At 40.0% G+C, this 21,190-nt stretch carries 22 protein-coding genes; 19 read left to right on the top strand and 3 right to left on the bottom strand.

Features of this window, described 5'->3' with window-relative positions; translation table 11 throughout:
* Positions 1 to 4: 4 nt before the first annotated feature.
* Both PGH07_RS09065 and PGH07_RS09060 read right to left on the bottom strand, forming a co-directional pair.
* Positions 5 to 232: a hypothetical protein gene (locus PGH07_RS09065; RefSeq protein ID WP_289414130.1), complete on the bottom strand. Its 228-nt coding sequence runs from the start codon at positions 230 to 232 to the stop codon at positions 5 to 7.
* On the bottom strand, positions 225 to 461 hold the full coding sequence (locus tag PGH07_RS09060; RefSeq protein ID WP_289414129.1) for a hypothetical protein: 237 nt from the start codon (positions 459 to 461) through the stop codon (positions 225 to 227). The genes PGH07_RS09065 and PGH07_RS09060 overlap by 8 nt, the downstream gene beginning before the upstream one ends.
* Before the next feature lie 113 nt (positions 462 to 574).
* On the opposite strand from PGH07_RS09060, the gene PGH07_RS09055 reads away from it, so the two are divergent.
* From PGH07_RS09055 to PGH07_RS09035, 5 genes are all read left to right on the top strand, one after another.
* Positions 575 to 1,429, top strand: a complete 855-nt coding sequence (locus PGH07_RS09055) for a polyprenyl synthetase family protein (RefSeq protein WP_289414127.1) — start codon at positions 575 to 577, stop codon at positions 1,427 to 1,429.
* Positions 1,430 to 1,433: 4 nt separating this feature from the next.
* Positions 1,434 to 3,416 (top strand): transketolase, encoded by a 1,983-nt coding sequence (tkt, locus tag PGH07_RS09050; RefSeq protein ID WP_289414126.1) that lies wholly within the window; start codon positions 1,434 to 1,436, stop codon positions 3,414 to 3,416.
* A gap of 209 nt (positions 3,417 to 3,625) precedes the next feature.
* Positions 3,626 to 4,300 carry a penicillin-insensitive murein endopeptidase gene (locus PGH07_RS09045; RefSeq protein WP_289414125.1) on the top strand — a complete coding sequence of 225 codons (675 nt, stop codon included), beginning with the start codon at positions 3,626 to 3,628 and terminating at the stop codon, positions 4,298 to 4,300.
* Between the two features lies 1 nt (position 4,301).
* Entirely contained in the window at positions 4,302 to 5,237 is a 936-nt protein-coding gene (locus PGH07_RS09040) for an endonuclease/exonuclease/phosphatase family protein (protein ID WP_289414124.1), read from the top strand.
* 9 nt (positions 5,238 to 5,246) lie between these two features.
* Complete coding sequence (locus PGH07_RS09035) at positions 5,247 to 5,678, top strand: hypothetical protein (protein WP_289414122.1); 432 nt, start codon at positions 5,247 to 5,249, stop codon at positions 5,676 to 5,678.
* A gap of 14 nt (positions 5,679 to 5,692) precedes the next feature.
* Here the strand turns inward: PGH07_RS09035 and PGH07_RS09030 are convergent, their stop codons facing one another.
* Positions 5,693 to 7,024, bottom strand: a complete 1,332-nt coding sequence (locus PGH07_RS09030) for an MFS transporter (RefSeq protein WP_289414121.1) — start codon at positions 7,022 to 7,024, stop codon at positions 5,693 to 5,695.
* A gap of 116 nt (positions 7,025 to 7,140) precedes the next feature.
* On the opposite strand from PGH07_RS09030, the gene rdgB reads away from it, so the two are divergent.
* From rdgB to ccoO, 14 genes are all read left to right on the top strand, one after another.
* Positions 7,141 to 7,746 (top strand): RdgB/HAM1 family non-canonical purine NTP pyrophosphatase, encoded by a 606-nt coding sequence (gene rdgB / locus PGH07_RS09025; RefSeq protein WP_289414120.1) that lies wholly within the window; start codon positions 7,141 to 7,143, stop codon positions 7,744 to 7,746.
* 32 nt (positions 7,747 to 7,778) lie between these two features.
* Complete coding sequence (gene ciaB, locus PGH07_RS09020) at positions 7,779 to 9,614, top strand: invasion protein CiaB (protein ID WP_289414119.1); 1,836 nt, start codon at positions 7,779 to 7,781, stop codon at positions 9,612 to 9,614.
* Positions 9,615 to 9,691: 77 nt separating this feature from the next.
* Positions 9,692 to 10,225: a YceI family protein gene (locus PGH07_RS09015; protein ID WP_289414118.1), complete on the top strand. Its 534-nt coding sequence runs from the start codon at positions 9,692 to 9,694 to the stop codon at positions 10,223 to 10,225.
* Positions 10,226 to 10,411: 186 nt separating this feature from the next.
* Entirely contained in the window at positions 10,412 to 10,885 is a 474-nt protein-coding gene (locus PGH07_RS09010; protein ID WP_289414117.1) for a Spy/CpxP family protein refolding chaperone, read from the top strand.
* A gap of 8 nt (positions 10,886 to 10,893) precedes the next feature.
* Positions 10,894 to 11,568, top strand: coding sequence for a response regulator transcription factor (locus tag PGH07_RS09005; RefSeq protein ID WP_289414116.1), 675 nt, complete (start codon positions 10,894 to 10,896; stop codon positions 11,566 to 11,568).
* A complete protein-coding gene (locus PGH07_RS09000; protein ID WP_289414115.1) occupies positions 11,569 to 12,771 on the top strand; it encodes an ArsS family sensor histidine kinase in 1,203 nt (400 codons plus the stop codon).
* A 64-nt stretch (positions 12,772 to 12,835) separates the two neighbouring features.
* The gene (locus PGH07_RS08995; RefSeq protein ID WP_289414114.1) at positions 12,836 to 13,939 is read left to right on the top strand and encodes a pyridoxal-phosphate-dependent aminotransferase family protein; all 1,104 of its coding nucleotides are present in this window, start codon (positions 12,836 to 12,838) and stop codon (positions 13,937 to 13,939) included.
* Positions 13,940 to 13,944: 5 nt separating this feature from the next.
* Positions 13,945 to 14,793: an ATP phosphoribosyltransferase regulatory subunit gene (locus PGH07_RS08990; RefSeq protein WP_289414113.1), complete on the top strand. Its 849-nt coding sequence runs from the start codon at positions 13,945 to 13,947 to the stop codon at positions 14,791 to 14,793.
* Positions 14,794 to 16,047: an adenylosuccinate synthase gene (locus PGH07_RS08985; protein ID WP_289414112.1), complete on the top strand. Its 1,254-nt coding sequence runs from the start codon at positions 14,794 to 14,796 to the stop codon at positions 16,045 to 16,047.
* A 12-nt stretch (positions 16,048 to 16,059) separates the two neighbouring features.
* A complete protein-coding gene (locus PGH07_RS08980) occupies positions 16,060 to 16,611 on the top strand; it encodes a DUF507 family protein (RefSeq protein ID WP_289414111.1) in 552 nt (183 codons plus the stop codon).
* Positions 16,611 to 17,732: a glutamine-hydrolyzing carbamoyl-phosphate synthase small subunit gene (gene carA / locus PGH07_RS08975; protein ID WP_289414110.1), complete on the top strand. Its 1,122-nt coding sequence runs from the start codon at positions 16,611 to 16,613 to the stop codon at positions 17,730 to 17,732. Before PGH07_RS08980 ends, carA begins: the two co-directional genes overlap by 1 nt.
* A gap of 5 nt (positions 17,733 to 17,737) precedes the next feature.
* Positions 17,738 to 18,778 (top strand): D-alanine--D-alanine ligase, encoded by a 1,041-nt coding sequence (locus tag PGH07_RS08970; protein WP_289414109.1) that lies wholly within the window; start codon positions 17,738 to 17,740, stop codon positions 18,776 to 18,778.
* A 259-nt stretch (positions 18,779 to 19,037) separates the two neighbouring features.
* Positions 19,038 to 20,507 (top strand): cytochrome-c oxidase, cbb3-type subunit I, encoded by a 1,470-nt coding sequence (gene ccoN / locus PGH07_RS08965; protein WP_289414108.1) that lies wholly within the window; start codon positions 19,038 to 19,040, stop codon positions 20,505 to 20,507.
* Positions 20,508 to 20,521: 14 nt separating this feature from the next.
* Positions 20,522 to 21,187, top strand: a complete 666-nt coding sequence (gene ccoO, locus PGH07_RS08960) for a cytochrome-c oxidase, cbb3-type subunit II (protein WP_289414107.1) — start codon at positions 20,522 to 20,524, stop codon at positions 21,185 to 21,187.
* The last annotated feature ends 3 nt before the right edge of the window (positions 21,188 to 21,190 follow it).

The raw sequence follows: 21,190 nt of genomic DNA, 5'->3' as shown, positions 1-21,190 counted from the left end.
TTCCTTACTTTTCCGCATCCTCGATACCTACAAAAAACTGAAGAAGTACTATCAATACATAAAAAATTGAAATGATAATAAGGGTATCTTGTCCATAAGAGAATAAGGCTTCTAAAGCTGAGTCAAACGATTCTTTGTGTGACATCACATAGACCCAGATACCAAAAGCAATAAGGAATAGAAAACCTTTAAGATTAAGCATGGTCGAACGATTAACTTTCTTTTTATTCATGGTCTTTACCTTTAGTGATGTGTGCTTCCCATCTTTCCAAGCCTTTAAAGACAGCTGTAAGAACTCCAAAGGTTAGCATAGTGCCGGCCATACAGTAAGGTGCTTGTTCCATAAACGGTGCGGATGTCTGCATGATAGTGTAGAGGATGAAAATCCATATAAAAAAAGCGGTCACTCCCAACCCTCTTTTTGTCCATACAATGAGTTTGATTTGTGCATTTTTGTCCATGAGGGACATTTTATCGAAATTCGATATAATTGCGCAATATTTTAAAGTGAAGCAATTTTTCATAAGGCGAAAGTTTTATTGATATAAATTGAACATGAGATAATAGAGAGAAAATGCAACGATTTGAGACGTATTTAACGAAGCACCTTCCTAAAGTAGCTACTTTCCATCCAGTGTATGAAGATGCATTGGGTGCGATGCTACTTGCGGGTGGGAAACGTTTCCGTCCGATGTTGTTGTTGAGTATCGTTGAGGCGTATGAACCGATGCTGTATGAAGGAGCACTCCCTGTTGCTTTGGCAGTAGAGATGTTTCATACCTACTCTTTGATCCATGATGATCTGCCGGCTATGGATGATGCCGACCTTCGTCGTGGACATAAAACACTGCACAAACGTTATGATGAAGTGACTGCAATCCTTGCCGGAGATGCACTCAATACTGATGCATTTTTGATGATCGCCAAAGCACCGTTTCGTGAAGATGTGAAGATCAAGCTTGTTGAACTGCTTGCACGTAACGGTGGAGGTCAGGGAATGGTGCTTGGTCAGGCGATCGACTGTTACTTTGAAAATCAACCGCTTACCCTCGATCAGGTAAAAGTGCTGCATATCAACAAAACTGCCAAGCTGATCGCGGCAAGTCTTGTGATGGGTGCTGTGATCGTACGACTTGATAAAAAAGTGCAGGATGCGCTCTATGCTTTTGGTATCGATCTTGGTCTGTTGTTCCAGATACAAGATGATATCATCGATGAGACTCAGAGCCCTGAGGAAGCGGGTAAAACGACTGGAAATGACACGGATAAAAATAGCTTTGTAAATCTTTTAGGACTTGAACAGAGTATCAAGGAAGCCGATGATCTTGCAAAAGATTTGCAAAGACGATTTGAATCGTTTGAGGAGAAGCTGCAGACAGCTTTGAACCCTTTGATGGAACAATATCTACATAGACACAAAAAGGATTAACACAATGCCTATGACTGAACAAAATATAATGCGCAAAAAAATGGCAAATACTATCAGATTTTTGGCAGCTGATATGGTACAAAAAGCAAACTCAGGACACCCGGGTGCACCGATGGGACTTGCAGATATCGCAGTAGTACTTTCTGAACACCTTTCACATAATCCGAAAAACCCAAAGTGGCTGAACCGTGACAGACTGGTATTTTCAGGTGGGCATGCATCTCCGCTGATCTACTCACTCCTTCACCTATGGGGATACGATGTTAGTATGGATGATCTTAAAAACTTCCGTCAGCTTGATTCTATCACTCCGGGACACCCAGAGTACGGTCATACAGCAGGTGTTGAGATGACAACGGGACCTCTTGGACAAGGTGTTGCGAATGCTGTTGGTTTTGCGATGGCAAGAGCATATACTGCAAACCAGGTGAACTCTGAAACATGCGAACTGATCGACCATAAAGTATATTGTCTGTGTGGAGACGGTGACCTTCAGGAAGGTATCAGTTATGAGGCATGTGCACTTGCAGGTCACCTTGGTCTTAAAGATCTTGTTTTGATCTATGACAGTAACCACATTACGATCGAGGGTGATACAAGTATCGCATGGAGTGAAGATGTAGAAAAACGTTTTGAAGCACAGAACTGGAACGTAATAAAGATTAACGGTCACTGCTATACAGATATCGATAAAGCGCTTACTGAAGTAAAAAATGCAAATAAACCGACGATCATCATTGCAAATACGATCATCGGTAGATGTGCACTTGACCTTGAAGGTTCACACGAGACACACGGTGCACCGCTTGGTGAAGAGATCATTTGCGGATCAAAAGAGAAAGAAGGATTTGACAGAGATAAGAAGTTCTTCATTCCTGAAGATGTATTGCTAAGATTCAGATGTGCGATAGAGCAGGGTGAACTTGCTGAAAAAGAGTGGATCCACAGACAAAAAGAAGCACCGTTGGTTGAGCAGAATGAAGCATTGGCTCGTCTTCTTAACCCTGATTTCTCTGCGATCGAGTTCCCGGATTTCAGTAATGATAAAGAGATGGCAACAAGAGACTCAAACGGTAAGATCCTCAATGCGATCGCAAAAGCGGTACCTAGCTTTATCGGTGGTTCTGCTGACCTTGCTCCGTCAAACAAAACTGAGCTCAAAGATATGGGTGATTTCCCAAAAGGTAAAAACCTGCACTTTGGTATACGTGAGCATGCTATGGCAGCGATCACGAATGGTATTGCACTGTATGGTACAACGATCCCGTTCAATGCGACATTCTTTGTATTCTCAGATTATATGAAGCCTTCAGCACGTATCGCAGCACTGACTAAGATACAGAACTTCTTTGTCTGGACGCATGACAGTATCGGTGTAGGTGAAGATGGTCCGACACATGAGCCTATCGAGCATCTAAGCCAATTCAGAGCATTGCCTAACTTCTATGTATGGAGACCGGCAGATGCAACTGAGAACGTAGAGGCATGGAGAACAGCGCTTGAGATGAAAGCACCACACGGTTTCGTTCTTAGCCGTCAGAAACTTAAAACACTGAAGCCGGAAAGAGACTTCGGTGATGTGAGTAAAGGTGCGTACATCGTGAAGAAAAGAGAAGATGCGAACTTTACTTTGATGGCATCAGGTTCAGAGCTTATGCCGTGTCTTCAGGCTGCATGTTCTCTAGAAGCACTCGGTATCAGAGCGAACGTAGTTTCTGTACCTTGTTTTGACCTATTCAATGAGCAAGATGAGGCATATAAAGCACAAGTAGTTGATGCGAACACAAAAGTACTTGCAGTAGAAGCTGCTACAGCAACTGAGTACTACCGTTATGCAGACGATGTACTCGGTATGGAAACATTCGGGGCTTCTGCACCGGCAGAGCAGCTCTTTGAGAAGTTCGGATTCACTCAAGAGAACATCATGAAACGTGCATGTAAACTCATGGGTGTAGAGTATAAAGAAGTAACTAAAGAAGAGTGCTAATCCTATTCTTTCACTTCATCGTATAACTTATCTTTTCAGAGGGCTCCCATTAAAACAATGGGAGTCCCTCCTTTCAACTTATTTCCCTTATCGAGTCTCATCACTATATTGGCTATAATGTTAAAGCTTTACCACCATCTTGTTGGTAACATAGGGGAAAATCATCGTAACTTTCAACCATTTAAACAAAATTAGAGGATACTAATGAGATGCAATATATTCGGGCATTCTTTTTTATATTTACTTCTTTTTTATTTTCACAAGAGAGTATCTGCTATGGTACTACTTCAAAGGGTAGACTTGAAAATGGTGTAGCACTTCCTAGTAGTGGAGAGAACTATACCAGCTACAGTACAATGGGTGAATTGCTGGGTAGAACCTATGTACACTCCAAGGTAAAAGAGATCATTGTTGCTTCTTACAGGTCACTTGAAACCTCGATGCCGGATAAAGTCTATAAGTATGCAGAGACAGGTTTTGAAGAGGGAGGGAAGTTCTCTCCGCACAAAACCCATCAAAACGGTTTATCTGTGGATTTTATGGTACCGGTGAATGATGCAGAAGGGAAGTCAGTACATTTGCCTACCCATCCGTTCAATAAGTTTGGTTACAACATTGAGTTTGATAAAACAGGGCATTATGATGAGGTTACCATTGATTATGAGGCAATGGCAGCCCATATCGTAAGCTTGCATAAAGAAGCAAAAAAAAGAGGGGCAAGGATATGGCGCATCATCTTTGATCCCAAACTACAACACTATCTTTTTAAAACCAAATACGGAACTTATCTAAGAAAACATATCAACTTTTCTGAAAAGAGATCTTGGGTAAGACATGACGAACATTATCATGTCGATTTTATCATCCCTTGCAAAGGAATATAGGATGAAACGATTATTGAAGTTTTTCATTGCTTTTTCACTTTTGGGGACAACTGTTGCTTTGGTACTGGGGTATCTCTCTTTTTTGCATCCCCTGTTTGATTCAATGAGTCATTTCCGTATACACCTTTTGTTTATCTGGTGTTTTCTTGTCTTGATAGTAGTTTTTCTGCAACGCCATACGGTCAGGTATATCTTGATTGTATTACTCATCGTTGTAGGTGGTTACATCACTATGCTCTTGCAGCCTTACAAAGGTGAACTTCAAACAACTACAGATGCAAAAGTCATCAAGTTTATGCAGTTTAACCTCAATTTTAGAAATAGACATATGCAGCGTGTCAAAGAGTATCTTGAAGAACAAAAGATAGAGATAGCGACGTTTCAAGAGGTCACTTCAAAGCACCGTCAGTTTTTAGAGGAGATGAAAGAAGCATATCCATTTCAGAGACATTGTAAGTTTGCTGGCGTTGGTGATGTCGCGATCCTTTCAAAATATCCCTTTGTAGAGTCTCAAGGAGGATGTGTCAAGGAAGAGGGTTTGGTATGGGCTAGAGTACAGTTTGGTGAGGGTGAACTCAGTGTGGCTTCCTTGCATCTACACTGGCCTTATCCCTATAAACACCATAGTCAGATAAGCAGGCTTGAAAAAGCATTTGCCAAGATACCGTCACCGAAGATCATCGCAGGGGATTTTAATGCTGCTCCGTGGAGCTATGCAGTAAAAAGAGTGATGAAAGCATCAGATACGAAGGTAGTGGAGGGTATACGCTGGTCGCTCAATATAGGTGATCCAAGCTCGTTTGTTCATATGCAGATACCGATAGACCATATCTTGCTATCTAAAGAGTTTGGACTCAAAGATATCCATGTAGGGAAGTCACTGGGATCAGATCATTTTCCGATCATAAGTGAGATTGTTTTTCAGAAAAAGAGATGAGTTAATTATATGAAGTTAGATGTTCAAAAGATTGCAAACCAAATAAAAGAGTTGTTTTACTCAAAAAAGTTCCTTATCTATTTATTTTTAAATACTGTTATGGTGTGGGGCTTTATCATCTTTTTATTTTCAAGAGAAAAAGAGTTACATGTAGTCTTTCTTTTCTTGTTTCTTTCTTGGGTGATAATTATTATTCAATATACTCCGATTAAGAATGCCAAAACATGGATAAGAAAAATTTTGTATTATCTTATCAGTATGTTGTCTTTTCTTTTTTTAATAGGCATGCTATTTGGTATGTTTAGTGACCCATCAAATTTTCTTAAAGGCGGATTATTTATGGCAGTGGTTGGAAGTTGGATTTCAATCATATCAGTACCGGTTTTCCCTAGTTTTGTATTGATAAACTGGCTATTTAGGAAAGAGACAGGTATAGGATGATACTAGCTGAGGGCTTAACTCAAAAGCCCTCTTACTTCATCTTCATCGATAAGATCTTTTTCATACTTCACTACAGCGATGTTTTCTGTCTCATTGATATAACTCTCTACGATCGCTTCATGTTCGGTGAGTGCAGCTACTTTTTCTCTATCAAAGATATCAAGTGGCAGATAGACATTTCCGCGGTTATTGGGATTTGGCATGGTCATTACCCAGACAAACCACATCGCACTAAGCAGAGCAACCATAAGTGCCAATGCACCCCTGTCGTAATGATCCATTACATATCCGGCCAGAAGACCTCCAAGGAAGATACCGATATAGGCAAAAGTATTTGCTACACCGAGTGCAGCACCTTTTTGGTGTACTTTTGCAAATTTGCTCACAAAACTTTGCAGCAACGGTTCGAACATGTTGAAACCGATAAAGAAGAATACCACTCCGACAATGAACAGCCATGGAGAGGTCGCATATCCCATCGCGATGAAGCCTAAAAAGATCACGGCAACCGAGATCATGAAGACCTGACGGCCTTTACCGTACTTTTCACCAAATACGGCAGCAGGACCCATCGCAAGCAGTCCGAAGATCATTGCAGGAAGATAGACCTTCCAAAGCTCAGCTTTCTCCCATCCAAATCCACCTTCATTCACGCTCTGTGTCATCACTAACGGGATGATGAAAAAAGCCATCGTCATGATAGAAGAGTGGAAGAGGAAGGTGATATACATTCGTGTAAGTGATCTATCCTTGAACACATCAAGCATTTTGGACTCTTCTTCTGCATAAGAGTGAACGATTTTCGGTGGTTGAGGGACGGCAGTAAAGAGGATACCGATAGCCAGAACTGAAAGGATGGCAGTGAGCCAGAAGAGTTTGTCAATCCCCCAGTTACCACCAACAATTGGTGCGATGATCATAGCAGCCGCAAAACTCATTGCGATGGTTCCTCCCATGATCGCCATCGCATGTGCTCTTTGCTCCTCTTTTACCAAGTCTGCGATCATTGCAGAGACCACTGATCCGATCGCACCGGCACCTTGTAGGAAACGTCCAAGCATCAACGTATAGATATTGTCACTTATTGCACAGATCACAGATCCGATGATAAAAATGATCAGTCCGAAAAGCAATGTCTTTTTACGGCCGATTTTGTCACTCATTAATCCAAAAGGTACTTGGAAAAGTGCTTGTGTAAGTGCATATCCACCTACGACCACGCCGGCTAAAAATGCCGTAGCACCCTCCATTTCCAATGCATAGACCGAAAGTACCGGAAGAACAATAAAAAGTCCAAAAAAGCGCAAGGCAACGATAGAACTAAGCGGAAATATCTGTTTAAACATTAAATACCTCGGAAATCCTGTTAATAAGGATAATTTTACTCTTATTATATAATGTTATAGTTAAGAAAAGATGATAAAATTTTAATAGATAATGAGTGATGAGGAGTGAGTGTTCAATGAAGCTGGTATTGGCAACGGGCAATAAAGGTAAATTACGAGAGTTCAAGCAAATGTGTGAGGTAGAGATCACACCATTTTCTGAGCTGTTGGGAGAATTTGATATAGAAGAAACCGGGAAAACTTTTGCAGAAAATGCACTGATAAAAGCTCGAACAATCTATGAAAAACTGGGAGATGACTATTTGGTGATCTCTGATGACAGCGGTATCTCTTTACCTATATTGGACGGTGCACCGGGTATCTATTCGGCGCGATATGCACAGGAAGACATCAAAGACAGAGCAGTGACTGATAAAGATAATCTGTATAAGCTGATTAATGCAGTGAAAGCCAAGGGCTTGAAACGTACACCGGCATATTATACTGCTGCGATCGCTATCGTCAGTAAGTATGGTGAGTATGTAGTGCATGGATGGATGCATGGGGATGTGATCGATGAAGCAAGAGGTGATAAAGGGTTTGGATATGACCCGATGTTCATCCCTGACGGCTTTGATAAAACGTTGGGTGAACTTGATGATGAGATCAAGAAGAAGATTTCTCACCGTGGACAGGCATTGGAGCTTGCAAAACCGATCATTAAAATGTTAAAAGACAAATAGTTTATAATAAATAAAGACCAAAGGAGGGGAAGATGGAAAGAAAAAAATTTGTAGAAGATCTGCAACTAGTCTATGATGAATTACAAAAGCGGCAAAATGAGCTTAATGAATATTACAAGCTTTTAGAGGGAAGGCATGCTGAGGCATCTAAAGTAGTAAACGCATTTCTCTCACGTTTAGAGCTGAAAGATACAAAAGAAAATATCATGGCGGCGTTGACACGTATTGTAAATTTACGTGAAGATGCACTCGATCAGGTATTGCAAAAAAGCGGTTACAGTCAAACCGAGATCATGGATAAGAAAGAAGAGGCTTACTTGTTTGTGAGCAACTTTCATATCGCCCGTCATGAGGCTTTGATCTCCTGGATCGAGGATAAAAAGCTTCTTACCCCGTTTTATCGTACGATCATTTCCGGAGTTGATGCGGTCGGAATTGCAATAAGCGGATGGCAAAGTGCTTGGACGGCACATATCATCAATGGGGTAAACCGTGATCTTTTTGAGCTTTTTAACGGTGATGAAGAACAGATTTTTGAGAAACTGCAGAGTGAAAACCTGCTCGATCTTGACAGCACAGGTTCGGTAGGAGATCGCTGTTATTCGGTATTGCACCAGCAAAAAGACGGCAGTTATAAACGTGTGGCTTATGCAGAAGCGTTTAAAGAAGAGGTGAAGCAGATCTGTAATGCACTTAAGCTTTTTATCGATGAGCTAAGTGGACTTGAAGATGATGTTTATGATCAGAAAAAAGAGTGGCTGGAGTACCTTGGTACGATCCTTGATGCCTTCGGACATACCCATCCTGATGAGCTCATTACATACTGGGCCAATGTGGACAGAGCATGGATGAAAGTCACTACTCCGATCCAGATAGGACATCCGCTTGAGTATTATGAAGATCATTACCGTAAAGCCGTTGCACTTGAGTGGGATCTTCGTATTGTCAATCCTAAGTTGCAGACAAGTTCACATACTAGGGAAAATATCATCTCCTTTGCTAAAGAGATGGCCGAGAATATCGGGGGGGAAGCAGGTAGGATCATTGATAAAAATATCACTCAGGTAGATGAAACACAGCTTTATATCGGTCAGCCTGTACTCTACTACGGAGCAGAGTTTAATGGACTTTTTTCTGCACAGGTAGTACCTAATGATGAACAGGTTTCAGCTGAGCTTGGCAAAAAGATCTTTGCCTATGCTGATTTTGTTATGGAGTCAAAAAAGAGTAAACCGGTCATGAAGCTCAGTGTAGAGACTTTCGGTGAAGCCTTTATCAAGTCACAGCGTACACTGATCTCCGAAAATCCTGAGTTATGGCACGATATCTATGATATCTCGACCATTGGACATGAGTTTGGCCATATTTTGTGGATCGATAGCGATACAGAAATGAAAATGAACGGTACGGGACAGTTTAAAAATATCGAAGAGTTTAAAGCGACTACAGGCGGACTCATGGCATTTTTCCATAATGAAAGAGAGGAGATGAAAGAACATGTCGTGGATGATCTTGTCTCCCGTGCAGTGGGATTGATGGCATGGAGAGAAGTCGGAGAGGTACTGCCTTACTATTGTGAAGGGTTGATACATCTGGATATCCTGTTTAGATCGGGAGTGATCACCTATCAAGATCAGATTGGGATCGATTACAGCAAATATGATGCCATGAAAGAGGGGTATATCGCTGCTTATGAAAAACTGGCAAGACACTATCTGAGTAAAAAGGATGCGTATGGCTATCTTGGCGAGTATGCAGAAAAACTAGGCGGTGTATTCCTTCCTGTGGATGAGAAGATCAGGGAGTTTGTCGAGTATTACTATAAGAGATACAAAGAGATCGGGCAGGAGACAGTTGTTCTAAATTAAGGTGAAAGTATAATTCAACCTATTTTTAGATGAAACGAATACAATAGTCACTATCAATTTTTCAAAAAGGAGAGATAATGAAAAAAAGTTTGGTTGCATTCTTTATGATGAGTCTAGCATTGTTCGGATATGAAGTGAACAGTGTTGAGGTTGGATTTACAGCATTTAAAACACCTGCAAAAGTAGGTGTAAACGGTAGTTTTAACAATGTCGAAATCGTAGGGAATAAATCTGCAGAAAGTATCGAAGCGATGTTGACAGGGTTAGGTGTGAATATCCAAACCAAAAACGTTAACAGTGGGAACGAGGGCAGAGATAAAAAACTGGTAAGTGACTTTTTCCTTACTCAGTTCACTCATACTATTCAAGCAAAGATCGTATCTGTCAAACCTGACGCAATGGTAGTTGAGATCACAATGAACAACAAAACACTATCTGTTCCAATGGTTTATAAAGTAGAAGAGAACAAGGTCATCGCAAAAGGTTATATCGATTTAGGTGATTTTGACATGCTTCCGTCACTTATGAGTATCAATAAAGCATGTTATGATCTTCATGCAGGTAAAACTTGGCAGGATGTCGAAGTCGGATTTTTGCTTAACTTCCAATAAAAATGTACAAGAGAGATTTCTCTTGTACCCCCCCTCTCTCTCTCTATCTATACCTTTCCCTCTTTTAAATACTTCTATTTGTTGTTTACATTCGTTCACAAAGCATTGACAAAAAATTTACATAACTGTTTTATGATTGTAGTATCTCAAGAATGAGAGATAGTACACTTTTATAAAGGATAGACAATGAAAAAAACAGTTATCGCAATCATAGCAACAGTTGGTCTGAGCAGTGCACTTATGGCAACAGGACCAGGTATGAATCCATGTAAAGATTCTATAGGTAAGCATTATAAAGAGAGAAGTGAAATTTATAAAGCGATACAGCAGCTAGATCTCACGCAGGCACAAAAAGAACAGCTGCAGACATTCAGAGAGTCTCAAAGAGAAGAGAGAAAAGCTAATAGAGCAGCGCTAAAAGAAAAAAGGGCAATGAAACAGAATAGAACTGATCTAAGCAGATTTATGTCAGCAGAGAAGTTTGATAAAAATGCCTATAAAACTGCTATGAAAGAAAGAATGCAGCAAAGGGAGGAAATGAGAGAAAAACGCCGTGAACTTGTGCTGGAAAAAAGAGCAGAAAGAATGGAGAAGATCTTCAATATCCTCACTCCCGAGCAAAGAGAAAAATGGATACAATTATCTAAAAGCAATAGTTAGGAAGAGAGATGTCACGTATTTTGATGGTAGAGGATGATGTACAGATCACCGAACTTTTGGAAGAATATCTTGCCAAGTACGGTATCGATGTATTTTCAGTTTCTTTACCTACCGTGGCACTTGAGAAGTTAAAGATCGAACAATATGATTTGGTGCTGCTTGATCTGGGATTACCCGAGATGGATGGTTTGGAACTGTGCAAACACATCAAAGCAGATCATCCCAATCTCCCTGTGATCATTTCAACAGCGCGTGCCGATGTAAGTGATAAAGTCGTGGCATTTGATGTCGGGGCGGATGATTATATTGCCAAACCCTATGAACCCAGGGAGCTTGTTGCCAGAATACAGGCGATGATCAAGCGTTATGATAGATTCTCTTTTAATTTAAATGATGAAGAGTTTAGGGTCGATAGAGTGAAGATGCAGATTTTGCAGGAAGGTAAAGTACTGGATCTCACCCTTGCAGAGTATGAGATATTTTCACTCTTATTGGAGAAAAAACACCAGGTAGTGAGTCGTGAATTTATCATCAACAGTATCAATGCAGTCAAATGGCAGAGCAGTGACAGAAGTATTGATGTAATCATCAGCAGGATCCGTCAAAAGATCGGTGATGATACCAGAAATCCTAAATACATCAAGTCTATACGGGGTGTAGGTTATAAATATATTGGACAGTAAATGAATCAGCATTCTGTATTTTTTAAATTAAATATTCTTTTTATGATCGCTTTGATGGCGACAGTGATTGCAGGAAGTTCTTTTATAATACATTTTGCCAAAAAAGATAACAACGATTTACTGTTCAAGGGCAGGATTATCATGCATGAGTATAAAATGACACAGCAATCCCCTCTACAACTCTTTGAAGAGCTCGATCTCACGCTTATCAAAGGTAAAGAGAAAGAGAAGATCCTTAGACAAAGCTCTAGATTTCTGAAACAGACTAAGGAGCATTTAAAAAGAGGAAGAGTTATACGTTATCAAGATCATTTATATCTCTACCTTGAAAATCATCATATCAATTTCCTACTTAGAGATGATCGGACCTATTGGGAGCGTTTTTTTATACCGTTATTAGTAATGATCGGCACGATTGTTTTGTTGATCAGCATGTATATTTTGTTGAGGAAAACCCTTGTACCGTTAAAAACACTTCAAAAGGATATCGAGCGCTATGGTGAAGGCACATTAAAGAAGTACGTTTTTTCAGATAAAAATGATGAGATATCCCAGGTTTCCAATGCATTTTATAAATCAGTTTCCAAAATCCAAAGACTTTCCGACTCTCGTACACTCTTTATACGCAATCTTTTTCATGAGCTTAACACACCGGTAACCAAAGGAAAAATTCTTACAGAGATCGTTGAAGATCCCAAAACCAAAACGATGCTGGATGCGATCTTTTCAAGGCTTGCTTCTTTACTCAAAGAATTGGCACAGGTTGAACAGATCACTTCGGAGAACTATGTGTTATCCAAAAAAGAAGTACGTATCATCGATCTTATCGATGAAGCAAAAGACCTTTTATATTTAGATCAAACAATCCGGACAAATGTCACAGACCAAACAATATTTGCAGACTTTGCATCGATGAGTATCGTATTTAAAAACCTGATCGATAATGCTTTAAAATATGGACAAAATCTGATGATTCATTATGAAGATGACGCCCTTTCTTTTATCAGTGAGGGTGAAGCTTTAAAAGGGGAATTTAGTGCATATTTGGAACCTTTTTCAGATAAAAAAAGCAGTGAAACTGCAGGTTTTGGATTGGGATTATACATTGTCAAGGAAGTGCTCAATATGCACAATATGGGGCTTGAATATACTTATCATGAAGGTAAAAATCAATTTACAGTAAATTTCAAAAACATCTTCTAACCTCATTTTAGCTATAATCGCAACCAATTATGCCGTTATTAAAGCGGTTTTTATGAGGATTATTATGCTACTTTTTACTCCAGGACCGACACCGGTACCAGAATCAGTACGTCAAGCGATGGCTACGCCTACACTACACCACAGAACTCCTGAATTTGAAGCGATCTTCAAAGAGGCCAGAGAGCGTCTGCTAAAGCTTTATGGTATGGATGAATGTGTGATGTTAGCAAGTACAGGTACAGGTGCAATGCAAGCATGTGTAGTTAACTTGTGTGAGAAAAAAGCGTTGACAATCAATGCCGGAAAATTCGGTGAGCGTTTTGGCAAGATTGTTGAGAGCATGGGTAAAGAACTTGTAGAGCTAAAATACGAGTGGGATACACCTGCAAAAATTGAAGATGTCAAAGAAGCATTGGCAGCCAATCCTGATATTGATGCATTCTTTGTTCAAGTCAGTGAGAGTGCTGGGGGACTTCGTCACCCGGTTGAAGAAATTGCAGCGTACATTAAATCAGTGAATCCTGCGATCATGGTAGTAGCTGACGGGATCACAGCAGTTGGTGTTGAGCCTATTGAAGTGACAAATATCGATGCATTGGTAACAGGTAGCCAAAAAGCATTGATGCTTCCTCCTGGGCTTGCAATGATCGGTTTGAGCAGTGCAGCAGTAGAGAAGATCGGTAAAGGGAAAGACTATTACTTTAACCTTGCTAGCGAGATCAAAAAGCAGCAGCAAAACACTACAGCATATACTGCAGCAACGACACTGATCATCGGTCTTAATGCAATTTTTGATGAGATCGATAAAGAGGGTCTGGATGCATTGTTTGAAGCTACTGCAAAAAGAGCAAAAGCAACACAGGCTGCACTGGAAGCGATCGGTTTTGAAATGTATCCTCAAACTCCGGCTCTCTCAATGAGTACTGTTTTTGATGAAGATGCTGAGCCGATCAGAAAGCTGCTTAAGACAAAATACGGTGTCAACATGGCAGGCGGGCAGGATCACCTCAAGGGAAAAATTTTCCGTATCAACCAGATGGGATTGATCCCTGTTTATGAGTCTGCATGGGTCGTGAACAGTATCGAGTTGGCACTTGATGAACTCGGTAGACGTCCGTTTGACGGTACGGCAAGCCGTGTGTTCAACCAAACCTACTTTAAGGCGTAGAAACTATGATATTTGAACATGAGATACCAAGCGGGAGCCGTCTCTATTTTGGCAGCAGTGCAAAGATCAAACGTCAGATCGAAGCTACTGCAAGTCAAACATTGGAGTCGCTAGGGTTTGAAGAGATCGTTACACCGCTCTTTTCTTATCACCAGCATGATGCGTTTGATGAGATGACGCCTTTGGTACGTCTCAATGATGCAAGTAACAACGAAGTGACACTGCGTGCTGATTCTACAACAGATGTAGTGCGCATTGTTACTAAAAGATTGGGACGCAGTACCGAGTCTAAAAAATGGTTTTACATTCAGCCAATCGTTACTTTCGCAACGAAAGAGCAGTATCAGATCGGTGCAGAGATTATCAACGGGAACTTTGTAGAAGTTGCCCAGACAACAGCAACACTTTTACAAAAATTGGATGAGACGCCTATCATGCAGATCTCAAATATCCGTATCCCGCATCTTCTCAATGAAAAGTACGGAGTGAGCCTTGAAGTGCTTAAGTCGATGCATATAGAGCAGATCATGAAAGCCAAACTGCCATGGATCGAACAATTGGTAAAAGTCCATAGAGTAGAGGACCTGAATGATCTGAGTGTTTTCCCTCAGGATATCAAAGAAGAGCTGCAAATGATTAAAGAAGCAGCTTCCAGTATCGAGTATGCAAAAGTTGTAATCTCTCCGCTTTTTTATGCGAAGATGAGATACTATGATTCGTTGACATTTAGAATGTTTGAAGACAATGCGTTGATCGCAACAGGTGGTACATATAGTATTGACGGTGTAGAGGCAGCAGGATTTGCGCTCTTTACCGATGAATGTATCGCAAGTAAAATAAGTAAAGGGAAGTAAGTGAGTAGTAAAGCAGATTTGATCGTAGGTCTCCAGTGGGGAGATGAAGGTAAAGGTAAGATCGTTGACCATATGGCACAGACACATGATTATGTATGTCGTTTTGCAGGGGGTCATAATGCAGGACACACGATCGTACTGGATGGTAAGAAGTATGCACTTCACTTGATCCCGTCAGGAGTACTTAATCCAAATGCAAAAAATATCGTAGGAAACGGTGTTGTAATTTCTCCTAAAGATTTTATCAAGGAGATGAGCCAGTTTGACAACCTTGAAGGTCGTCTTTTCCTTTCAGATAAAGCACATGTATTGTTCCCTTACCATGCAATGATCGATCAGGCCAGAGAGCGCATGAAAGGTGATAAAGCAATAGGTACTACAGGAAAGGGTATCGGACCTGCTTATGGAGATAAGATTGCACGAGTAGGTCATAGACTAGGTGAATTGCACCACCCTGAAAAACTTGCTGATAAGATCATTGCGTTTTTTGAGATGAACAAACCGGTATTTGACGCAATGGAAGTAGAAGCACCAAACAAAGATACTTTACTTGCTGAATTGAACGAGTATAAAGAAGTACTTGGAAAATATATTGTTGATACGACAAAGATGGTTTGGGAGATCCTTGATCAGAATAAAAAAGTATTACTCGAAGGTGCACAAGGAACGATGCTTGATATAGACCATGGTACCTATCCGTATGTTACATCATCGACAACGGTAAGTGCAGGGGCTTGTTCCGGTCTTGGACTCAATCCAAAAGATATAGGTAAAGTAACCGGGATAGCAAAAGCATATTGTACCAGAGTAGGAAACGGTCCATTCCCAAGTGAGGATCTTGGAGAGGATGGTGATATTCTCAGAAAGAACGGGCATGAATTTGGTACAACGACAGGACGACCAAGAAGATGTGGATGGTTCGATGCTGTGGCAATGCGTCATGCAGTGCGTGTGAACGGTGCAGACCAAGTCGCATTGATGAAGCTGGATGTACTTGACGGATTTAAAGAGATCAAAGTATGTGTGGCTTATGAAGTAGAAGGTGAACAGATTGATTATGTACCGTATGATCTTGAAGATGCAAAACCTGTCTATCAAACATTCCCGGGTTGGGAAAAGACAGAGGGTGTAAGAAGCTTTGAAGAGCTTCCTGAAACAGCACAGTCGTATATCGCTGCACTTGAAGCAATGATCGGCACAAAGATCGGTATCATCTCGACAAGTCCAGAAAGAGATGATACAATTATAAGATAATAAAGGAGTAGTATGAGACTTAAACCACAACAGACGGGATATGTAGCTACAAAGATCGGTATCGACCTTGCCAATGCTCCTTTTGTAACTTTGCCAAAAGGTAGAGAAGCTGTAGTCGCGGCTGCAAAAAAGATCATCGATGAGAACCTTGCTAAAGAACGTGCATTGGATGAAAAGGTAAAGTCTATTTTGTCGGAGAACGATGAAGAGATTGAGTTTCAGCATGCTGATGAAAGACAACTTTTCTTTATGATCAAAAAGAAACTGGCTCCTGAGTACGGAGTGATCATGAACTATGACGATAGATATAATGATCTGGCTCATGTTATCTTGGATGAACTATATGAGAACTACCTTGCAGAGTATGATGTCAATGAAAACCAGATTAAAAATGTGATCTTCAAGTCATTTAAAGAGTTTGCAAACGCTTATGAAGAGATCGATGACATTGTTTACAATAAGATCAAAAAGATGAAAAAAGAGGTGATACCGGGTTCGCAAGAGTATGAATTGCTCTATGAGAGATTGTATCAGGAAGAACTATCTAAAAGAGGAATGCTATAATGAACAAAGTTTCACTCTATTTTGAAAATGGGCTCTTTCTTGAAGCAAAGAGTTTTGGAAGTGATGGAACAAGTGTCGGTGAATGTGTATTTAACACTTCAATGACAGGTTATCAGGAGATTGCTACCGACCCTTCTTATGCAGGACAGTTTGTGACATTTACAATGCCTGAGATCGGTAACGTGGGATGTAATGCTCAAGATATGGAGAGTACTAAAGCCCACTGTAAAGGTGTAATCGTACGTAGCTACCAAGATAGACCATCAAGCTTCAGATGTGAGGAAACACTTGCAGCACTTCTTAAAAAACATGGTGTACTTGGAATCACAGATATCGATACAAGATATATCACCAAAATACTCAGGGATGAGGGTGCGATGATGATGGTGGCTTCAACTGAGATCCATGACAAAGAAGAACTTAAAAAAGTGTTAGAGAACTCGCCTCGTATTGAAGAGATAAACTATATTGAACAGGTAAGTACCAAAGAGCCTTATGTACATAATCAAGCACGTTATGATATCTTACAGTTTGACTATGCAAAGCCTAATACCAGCAAAAAAATTATTGCATTGGATTTTGGTATTAAACGTAATATTCTCAATGAATTGACTCATGCTGGGATGGAAGTGACTGTAGTACCAAACAGTATGCCGTCTTCAGAGATCATTGCAAAATTCGAAGCAAAAGAGATTGATGGTGTATTCCTTTCAAACGGACCGGGAGACCCTCTTATCCTTAAAGATGAACAAGAGAAGATCAGAGATATGATCGCAGCGAAAGTACCAATGTTCGGTATTTGTCTGGGACACCAGCTTCTTTCTATTTCACATGGATATGATACATATAAACTGCAGTTTGGACAACACGGGGGTAACCACCCGGTTAAGAACCTTCAAACCGGTTCAGTGGAGATCACTGCGCAAAACCACAACTATAATGTACCTGACAATATCACTGAAGTAGCAGAGATCACACATATTAACCTTTTTGACAACACAATCGAAGGGGTTAAATATAAGGATGCGCCTATCATGTCAGTACAGCATCACCCTGAAGCAAGCCCTGGTCCACATGAGAGTGCTTATGTGTTCCAAGAATTTGCAGATATGTTAGGATAGTGTGAATGAAACTAGCTATACTCTTTGGGGGCTCAAGTTTTGAGCATGAGATCAGTATCGTCTCTGCTATCACGATGAAAAAGGTGTTCAAAAACACTGAACTCTCTTTTATCTTTGTGGATGCAGAACGTCAATTTTATCTGATAGAATCAGATAAAATGAAATCAAACTTTTTTAGTTCCGGTGCATACAAGAAATCAAAAAAACTTGTTTTAAAGAACGGTGCATTTAATATAGAAGGAATTTTTGGTTCAAAAGAGATCGTATTTGATACACTGCTTAACTTGATCCATGGAAGAGACGGTGAAGACGGCAAGATCGCATCACTGATGGAATTCTATAAAATACCGTTTATCTCTCCTCGTATAGAAGCTTCTGTACTTAGCTTCAATAAACTCTATACGAAGTTTCTTGCAGAAAGTCTTGGTGTTAAGACATTATCATATCAGTACCTTTCTAAAAATGAAGAGAGAAAACTAACGATGGAATATCCAGTGATTGTTAAGCCTGTACGTCTTGGTTCTAGTATCGGTGTCAGTATCGTTAAGAATGATGAAGAGCTTGACTATGCACTGGATGTAGCATTTGAGTTTGATACGGATGTGATCATTGAACCGTTTATCGATGGTGTGAAAGAGTATAATCAGGCCGGTACTTACACGCGTGACTGGGAACTTTCTATCGTAGAAGAACCGCATAAAGAAGAGTTTTTGGATTTTGAGAAGAAGTATATGGATTTTTCTCGTGATTCACAAGTATTGGCAGCAGATATTGATGAATTACTTGAATCAAAGATAAAAGATACATTCAAAAAGATTTATGACCCACTTTTTAAAGGGGCAATCATCCGTTGTGATTTCTTTGTCATAGAGGGAGAAGTATATCTTAATGAGATCAATCCTATCCCAGGCTCAATGGCAAACTATCTATTTAGTGATTTTGAAGGTATGGTAGAAAGACTCTCAAATAATCTTCCAAAAGAACAAAGTATTCAGATCAATTATCAATATATCCACTCAATACAATCCGCAAAAGGCAAAGCTTAATACTATCAATTTAGATTTGATAGTTAAAAAATAGGAGTATTCCACTCCTATAAAGCTTCGGCATAAAATACCCCAATAATTCAGAGTTTTTTACTCCTATTAAATCCTCACAAGAGCCCATATATTGGGAATGTGTGACGTTTTGTATCATAATAAATTTAATGTATAACTTTTAAGTAATTTAACATTAATTTAACACTATAATTGATGTTGAATGTTGTCATTTCACAACATAAGATTTTTTTACAAGGGGGTATGCATGCAGTCAAACGCAGCATTGGAATACGATTATTCCGTAGCAAGGTTGTTTACTTATACGACAATTTTGTTTGGATTTTTAGGTATGTTGATTGGTACGCTTATCGCATCACAGTTAGCATTTCCAGAACTTAACTACCTATTGGGTGAGTATGGTACGTTCTCAAGACTTAGACCACTTCACACTAATATAGTTATTTATGGTTTCACTTTAAGTGGTATCTGGGCTACTTTTTATTACGTTGGACAAAGAGTACTGAAAGTATCAATTGCAGAGTCACCATTTATTATGGCAATTGCAAAGATTCACTTTTGGCTTTACTTTGTAGGAGCATTAACAGCAGTTATAACACTTCTACTTGGTATTACTCAGTCAAAAGAGTATGCAGTATTTGAATGGCCAATTGACATTGTTGTAGTACTTATCTGGGTACTATGGGGAGTTGCAATGTTTGGTCTCATCGGCATAAGAAGAGAAAAAGCACTTTATATCTCTATGTGGTATTACATCGCTTGTTTCCTTGGTATCGCTATGCTTTATCTATTTAACAACATGGCAGTTCCTACATATTTTGCAGCTGGTGGTCTTGGTAACATTATGCACTCAGTATCTATGTATGCTGGAACAAATGACGCACTTGTACAATGGTGGTTCGGTCATAATGCTGTTGCATTTGGATTTACTGTGCCTATCGTTGCTATGATCTACTACTTCCTTCCAAAAGAGTCTGGTCAAGCAGTTTACTCATATAAACTGTCACTTCTTTCTTTCTGGGGATTGATGTTCGTATACCTTTGGGCTGGTTCACACCACCTACTTTGGTCAACAGTACCAGACTGGATGCAGACAATGGGTTCAGTATTCTCTGTAGTACTTATCCTTCCATCATGGGGTTCAGCGATCAACATGCTACTTACTATGAAAGGTGAGTGGAATCAATTAACTGAGAACCCGCTGATCAAATTTATGGTACTTGCATCAACATTCTATATGCTTTCAACACTTGAAGGACCGATCCAAGCGATCAAATCAGTAAACGCAATTGCGCACTTCACTGACTGGATTCCTGGACATGTTCACGATGGTGTACTTGGTTGGGTTACATTCATGATTATGGCTGCTCTCTTCCACATGGCACCAAGAATATTCAAAAGAGAGATCTTCTCTAAGAAGTTGATGGAAGCACAATTCTGGCTTCAAACAACAGCGGTTGTTCTGTACTTTACATCTATGTGGGTTGCAGGAATTACACAAGGTATGATGTGGAGAGCGGTTGATGAGTATGGTAACTTGATGTATTCATTCATCGATACTGTTACAGTACTTCACCCATATTATACAATCAGAGCAGTTGCGGGATTGATGTATTTAGTCGGGTTCTTAATGTTCGCATATAACATGTATATGACGATCACTGCTTCTAAGAGATTGGAAGAAGAACCACAATTCAGAAGCCCTATGGCAGCATAAGGAGGTAGGTTATTATGTTTCACTGGTTAGAAAAAAATCCGTTCTTCTTTGCGGTAGGAGTTTTTGTAGTTATCGCGTTTGCAGGTCTTATCGAGATCGTGCCTAACTTTGCTGAAGCATCAAGACCAGTTGTAGGGCTTAAGCCTTATACTGTTCTTGAGCTTGCAGGTAAAGAAGTGTATAAAAAAGACAACTGTATTGCTTGTCACTCACAGCTTATTCGTCCATTTAAGTCTGAAACTGACAGATATGGTCAGTATTCACTATCTGGAGAATATGCATACGACAGACCATTCCTTTGGGGATCAAAAAGAACCGGTCCGGATCTTCACCGTGTAGGAAACTATCGTTCAACAGACTGGCATGAAAACCACATGTGGGAGCCAACTGCTGTTGTTCCAGGTTCAATTATGCCTGCATACAAGCATCAGTTCACAAATATTGCTGATATTGAAACAGCATATGCTGAAGCAGTAACAGTGAAGAATGTATTTGGAACACCATATGGTGATGAGTTCCAACCTTCAAAAGAGGCGTGGGAAGCACATAAACCAAAAGTGCTTGCTGAAGCAAAAGCGATTGCTGATGATATGAAAGATCCAGGTGTTAAAGCTGCTGTAGAAGCAGGAGAAGTACCTGAAATCGTTGCATTGATCGCATATCTTAATAAACTAAAGTAAGCA

This window comes from Sulfurovum zhangzhouensis, assembly GCF_030347965.1.
Taxonomy (GTDB): Bacteria; Campylobacterota; Campylobacteria; order Campylobacterales; family Sulfurovaceae; genus Sulfurovum; species Sulfurovum zhangzhouensis.
The sequence above is the reverse complement of the archived record's forward strand: the minus strand, read 5'-3'. Positions and strand labels throughout refer to the sequence as shown.

Bases quoted from the DNA above. Each gene is read 5' to 3' on its own strand.
- PGH07_RS09065 (WP_289414130.1), bottom strand. From the start codon at position 232: ATGAATAAAAAGAAAGTTAATCGTTCGACCATGCTTAATCTTAAAGGT.
- PGH07_RS09060 (WP_289414129.1), bottom strand. From the start codon at position 461: ATGGACAAAAATGCACAAATCAAACTCATTGTATGGACAAAAAGAGGG.
- PGH07_RS09055 (WP_289414127.1), top strand. From the start codon at position 575: ATGCAACGATTTGAGACGTATTTAACGAAGCACCTTCCTAAAGTAGCT.
- tkt (WP_289414126.1), top strand. From the start codon at position 1,434: ATGCCTATGACTGAACAAAATATAATGCGCAAAAAAATGGCAAATACT.
- PGH07_RS09045 (WP_289414125.1), top strand. From the start codon at position 3,626: ATGCAATATATTCGGGCATTCTTTTTTATATTTACTTCTTTTTTATTT.
- PGH07_RS09040 (WP_289414124.1), top strand. From the start codon at position 4,302: ATGAAACGATTATTGAAGTTTTTCATTGCTTTTTCACTTTTGGGGACA.
- PGH07_RS09035 (WP_289414122.1), top strand. From the start codon at position 5,247: ATGAAGTTAGATGTTCAAAAGATTGCAAACCAAATAAAAGAGTTGTTT.
- PGH07_RS09030 (WP_289414121.1), bottom strand. From the start codon at position 7,024: ATGTTTAAACAGATATTTCCGCTTAGTTCTATCGTTGCCTTGCGCTTT.
- rdgB (WP_289414120.1), top strand. From the start codon at position 7,141: ATGAAGCTGGTATTGGCAACGGGCAATAAAGGTAAATTACGAGAGTTC.
- ciaB (WP_289414119.1), top strand. From the start codon at position 7,779: ATGGAAAGAAAAAAATTTGTAGAAGATCTGCAACTAGTCTATGATGAA.
- PGH07_RS09015 (WP_289414118.1), top strand. From the start codon at position 9,692: ATGAAAAAAAGTTTGGTTGCATTCTTTATGATGAGTCTAGCATTGTTC.
- PGH07_RS09010 (WP_289414117.1), top strand. From the start codon at position 10,412: ATGAAAAAAACAGTTATCGCAATCATAGCAACAGTTGGTCTGAGCAGT.
- PGH07_RS09005 (WP_289414116.1), top strand. From the start codon at position 10,894: ATGTCACGTATTTTGATGGTAGAGGATGATGTACAGATCACCGAACTT.
- PGH07_RS09000 (WP_289414115.1), top strand. From the start codon at position 11,569: ATGAATCAGCATTCTGTATTTTTTAAATTAAATATTCTTTTTATGATC.
- PGH07_RS08995 (WP_289414114.1), top strand. From the start codon at position 12,836: ATGCTACTTTTTACTCCAGGACCGACACCGGTACCAGAATCAGTACGT.
- PGH07_RS08990 (WP_289414113.1), top strand. From the start codon at position 13,945: ATGATATTTGAACATGAGATACCAAGCGGGAGCCGTCTCTATTTTGGC.
- PGH07_RS08980 (WP_289414111.1), top strand. From the start codon at position 16,060: ATGAGACTTAAACCACAACAGACGGGATATGTAGCTACAAAGATCGGT.
- carA (WP_289414110.1), top strand. From the start codon at position 16,611: ATGAACAAAGTTTCACTCTATTTTGAAAATGGGCTCTTTCTTGAAGCA.
- PGH07_RS08970 (WP_289414109.1), top strand. From the start codon at position 17,738: ATGAAACTAGCTATACTCTTTGGGGGCTCAAGTTTTGAGCATGAGATC.
- ccoN (WP_289414108.1), top strand. From the start codon at position 19,038: ATGCAGTCAAACGCAGCATTGGAATACGATTATTCCGTAGCAAGGTTG.
- ccoO (WP_289414107.1), top strand. From the start codon at position 20,522: ATGTTTCACTGGTTAGAAAAAAATCCGTTCTTCTTTGCGGTAGGAGTT.